General features: G+C 59.4%; 2 protein-coding genes and 1 pseudogene. 2 read left to right on the forward strand and 1 reads right to left on the reverse strand.

Going from position 1 to position 4,857, the window contains the following annotated elements; all coding sequences use genetic code 11:
• The first annotated feature begins 524 nt into the window (after window positions 1-524).
• Together AX018_RS24240 and AX018_RS24245 are read left to right on the forward strand one after the other, a co-directional pair.
• On the forward strand, window positions 525-2,642 hold the full coding sequence (locus AX018_RS24240; RefSeq protein WP_245951833.1) for an iron-containing redox enzyme family protein: 2,118 nt from the start codon (window positions 525-527) through the stop codon (window positions 2,640-2,642).
• A gap of 10 nt (window positions 2,643-2,652) precedes the next feature.
• Window positions 2,653-4,518 (forward strand): carbamoyltransferase family protein, encoded by a 1,866-nt coding sequence (locus AX018_RS24245; RefSeq protein ID WP_245951834.1) that lies wholly within the window; start codon window positions 2,653-2,655, stop codon window positions 4,516-4,518.
• 231 nt (window positions 4,519-4,749) lie between these two features.
• Here AX018_RS24245 and AX018_RS24255 read toward each other — a convergent pair.
• Window positions 4,750-4,857, reverse strand: a pseudogene (locus tag AX018_RS24255) (IS5/IS1182 family transposase); the annotation flags it as partial.

Consider the following 4,857-nt stretch of genomic DNA (forward strand, 5'->3'; position numbering starts at 1 on the left):
GCCCAGGCCCAGGCTGCTTTGCTTCATGCGCGTATTGTCTCGGCTTCAGGATTGCGCACGCACATCCCGATGGGATTCGTGCAGAGAATCCCTAGGCACTTTGACTTTTGACGCGGGCACATCACGCCGGAATCGGGCACGGGCCGGTGTCGCGTCGGGCCAGCTTTTGCAGGCTTTGCACCGCCCCAGGCCCTGGGCACTGAACCGACAAAAACCCGGGCGCAGCGCCTGGCGCAACCAAGCGGCCACCAGGAATTGGGATATGCCCCTGCATTAGATACATCTATGCAATGCATTAATCAATGCGCCATCTCTTTGCAATACGGATTAGTTCCCGATATCTAAGATGGCAGGCTTTTCCGAGCTCTCTCGGGCTGGCTCCGATCTTGAAACAAGTGGCGGGCTTGCGCGTGGATTCACCTCGACCGGAAATAAGAGTTCTCAAGGGACTGGCTTTTCCGTGAAAGAAATTCGATTCCTGTCGAAAACCAGAAAAATCTACAAAGCACGCGTGCTGGCCAATAGTGAAATCAGACACTCAAGACAGCAAGATCGGTTATGGCGAATTCTGTGCCCAGGTGCTTCACCTTGAGGCGGATTTCGAGCGGCTGGAAAGCGTGGCGCGGGCCTATATCGAAGATGTGCACCAGGGGACGGAGTGGATCGGCTCTTCTTTGCAATTGTCGATAGGCAACGGCTTGGATCATTGGCACGAAAGTGCCCGGTTATTGTGCGAATCTGCCCAGGGCCCAGATAAGCCGCAAGTGGACCACGCGGAAAGCCTGCGAATCCTGAAGCGTTACGCCCCTTTGGGCCTGCTGCCTGGTTGCGTTCTCCAGAACATGGCCAATTCGGCAATCGGCCACCTGCCTCTGGCGGCCCATGCGCATGCCGCACACGCTCAGCTCGTCGGCTCCGGTGCCCACACGTACCATCCGGCGCGCCAATTCCGGCACCTGCTGGAGCAGGCAGGGCTGCCATTGCCGGCGCTGACCTCCACGCTGTTCGGGCAGCAAGTGGACGTGCCCGTTGCATCCTGGCGCCTGCCCTCTTATTGGCTTGGCCTGTCCCTGTTCCCGGAACAGCGCGCCCCAGAGATCCTGGGCGCCGCCTACTGCGAGTGCCTGTATGGCATTCCTGGGCTTGCGCGGGCAGCGCAGCAGCATCTCGCCCCCGAGCATCCGGCTTTTGCGGACTTGCAGCGCCGGCAGCAAGCCACGTTGCCGAGCCTGCAAGCGGCTCTGCAGGAGCTGCTGCGCGACGATATCGACGGGGCCTCGGCCAAGCAAGTCATCACCGGCTTCATCGCAAGCATCCGCCTGATGCAGGAATGGGAGCAGGACTGTCGCGCCGACCTGCAGCAGGGGCGTGAGCAGCCGGCACGCGCAATGGTTGAACTGGTGCGCAACAAAGCGCGGTTCGCGGTCGGCTACCACGGCAAGCTGAAGCTGGCCCGCCAACCGCTGGACGAATTGATCGTGCAGGATGCCGAGTCCTTCGTGGAAGAGTTGGGCGTCTCGCGCTGGGTGAAGCCGGGACGCCCTGAAGACAGCTTGCTGCTGACCCGTCTGCTGGCATTCGGGGGACCGATGTTCCGCGTGTTCTCGGAACAGGAAGAAGCGGTGATCCGGAATTGGATCAGCACCCTGACGCCGCAGAAACCTGCACATGCCGCCCCGGCAAAGATCGAAACGCGGCCGTCCATTCCAGCCATGCTCACGATGGCACCACCGTTTCCCCCACCGGCAGCGGCGCCATTGGGTGTGCGCGACCTCTACCACCAGTTGGTGAATGTGGAACGGCATCCGCAGATCCGGCATGGCGCGGCGGCGTTCTGCAACAGCTGGCTCGCACGGAGCACCCACGGCATATTCAAGGACGACAACGCATTGCCATTCGCCGAATATTCGCATTCGGCCTTGCGGGAGTGGTTCGAAGCAAGAGCCCGGGACCAAGTTCAGTCCTACACGGACACGGTAGATGCGGACGACAGCGAGAAAAGCCGCGAGTGTGTGATCGATGAAGCGCTGCAGTTATGTCCGATGATTTTCATCGATGGCGCCTGGCTGCAGCGCTGGAGCAATGCGGGCCTGGTGGATACCCCGATCGGCGCGCTGCTATTCAAGATTTTCTCGGATGAAATCGGCAATGGCGACATCGCACTGAACCACCCGAATATCTATCGCGCGCTGATGCAGCAGATGGAAATCGATCTGCCGGATTTCCGCAGCCGCGAGTTTGCACATTTTCCCCGTTTCAAGGATGCAGCGTTCGAAGTGCCTGCATTCTGGTTGAGCATCTCGCTGTTTCCCCAGCGCTACCTTGCAGAAACCCTGGGTCTGAATCTGGCGATGGAGCTGTCCGGAGTGGGTGGCGCATACCGTACCGCGCGCGACGAATTGCGCCAACACGGATTCAGCACCCTATTCGTTGATTTGCACAACACCATCGACAACGTATCAACCGGGCATTCGGCCATGGCTTTGGAAGCGATCCAACTGTGGATGGATCAGGCGCTGAGTGGCGGTGACCCACAACAGATACGAACCGCCTGGCTGCGCGTCTGGACCGGTTTCCGTGCGCTGGCAGCACCACCACGCCACTGGCGTGAATGGCTCCGCCCGGCCCGCTATCCGCACTGAGCTTCTCCACATGCACGCAAAAGGTCTTTCTTTGAATTCGTATGTTCTCGGTCTTTCTTGCGGCTATCACGATAGCGCAGCAAGCTTGCTGCATGACGGCAATATCATCGCTGCCGCACAAGAAGAGCGTTTTACCCGGGTCAAGCAGGATGCCAGTTTTCCCAAAAATGCCATCCAATATTGCCTGCGCGAGGCCGGCATCGATCTGGATGCAGTAGAGACCGTTTATTACTACGAAAATCCGGACAAGAAGTTCGATCGAATAATTCAGACCTATCTGAATTTCGGTCTGCGTGGCCTGGAATCCTTCGTTCAGGAAGTACCGGGCTGGTTCTTCGAGAAGCGCCATGTGAAGCGCGCGCTGCGGCGCGATCTGCAGCAGCTGTCGCCGGCGAGCAGCACTTCGGTGCCGCGGCTGGAATACATCGATCACCACGAATCGCACGCTGCGGCGGCGTTCCTTCCCAGCCCGTTTCAGCAGGCAGCGGTGCTGTGCGTGGACGGGGTGGGGGAATGGGCCACCACATCGGCATGGCTGGGCAACGATAACCGCATGACACCCCTGTGGGAAATTCGCTTCCCGCATTCGCTGGGTCTGCTTTATTCCGCAATTACGTATTTCTGCGGCTTCAAGGTCGATTCCGGCGAATACAAATTGATGGGACTGGCCCCCTACGGTCGTCCGATATATGCGCAACTCATCCGCGACCATCTGGTGGATGTCAAGGAGGATGGCAGTTTCTGGCTGAATATGGATTATTTTGATTATGCAGTGGGCAACAGCATGATCAGCGAGAAGTTCAGTCAATTGTTCGGCGGGCCTCGGCGCCAACCGGAAAGCCAGATCACTCGCCGCGAGTTCGACTTGGCGGCCTCCATTCAAGTGGTGCTTGAAGACACGCTGATGCGCCTGGCTCGCACGCTGCGCAAACAGAGCGGCATGCGCCAGCTTTGCATGGCGGGCGGCGTTGCACTGAACTGCGTCGCGAACGGCAAGCTGCTGGCCAGCGGCATCTTCGACCACATTTGGGTGCAGCCGGCATCCGGTGATGCGGGTGGCGCCCTGGGTGCGGCACTCGCGGGAGTGCACCTGCGCGAACGTGTGCCACGCGCACCGCGGCAAGGGGACAGCATGAAGGCCACCTTGCTGGGGTCCAGCTATGGGGACACAGAGATCGCGGCAGCACTGCGCAGCCTGGGTGCGGTATTCACGCGCCTGGAGGACGCCGAATTGTGCCCCCAGGTGGCGAATCTGCTGTCGCAGGGGAACGTCGTGGGATGGTTCCAGGGACGAATGGAGTTCGGGCCGCGCGCACTGGGTTCCCGTTCGATTCTGGGCGATGCACGCAATCGCGACATGCAAAGCGTGATGAATCTGAAGATCAAGAACCGGGAGTCCTTCCGCCCATTCGCCCCGATGGTGCTGGAAGAGCATGCGAGCGAATGGTTCGAACTCGACCGCAGCAGTCCTTACATGCTGTTCGTGGTGGGGGTGCAGGAGGGCAAGCGGTTGCCGCTGAATCAGCAAGAGCAGGCGCTCGAAGGTATTGAATTGCTGAAATGCCCACGCTCTGAAGTGCCTGCCGTGACCCACGTCGATTATTCGGCACGGGTACAGACCGTGGGTGCCAATGCAAACCATCGTCTGCGGGAACTATTGCAGGCCTTCCACGCGCTGACGGGTTGCCCCGTGCTGGTCAATACGTCCTTCAATGTCCGTGGCGAGCCGATTGTCGAGAGCCCGACCAATGCTTATCTGTGCTTCATGCGCACCCAGATGGATTATCTGGTGATTGGTAATTACCTGATGAAGAAGTCGGACCAGCCCGAGTGGGTCGAACACAGCGATTGGCGCAAAGAGTTTGCGCTGGATTGAGTTTCGCGCCCATTCGACCACCCCCTTGCTTTGACGAATCCATCGAGATGACACGTAACCCTTTGACCATTCTGGTATTTGGCCTGGTTTTCCTGCTGATTATCGTACCGCTCGGCTGGCTGATCCGGCGCGCAGATCCGCTCGTGCTGCGGCGCCGATTCCACGGCAGTTATCTGCGGCTTTGTTGCACAAATCAGTTCGAAGACGGCATAGCCCCAACCCCAGACGGATTTATGCCATGGCGGCCACCAGAACGGTTTGAGGACGACCGATCTGGCTGAAGCGGTTGAGTACGGCCACGCGGACATGCAACTCCACCACCTGATGCTCGAACGTGCG

This window comes from Paracidovorax anthurii, from assembly GCF_003269065.1.
In the GTDB taxonomy this organism is placed as follows: Bacteria; Pseudomonadota; Gammaproteobacteria; order Burkholderiales; family Burkholderiaceae_C; genus Paracidovorax; species Paracidovorax anthurii.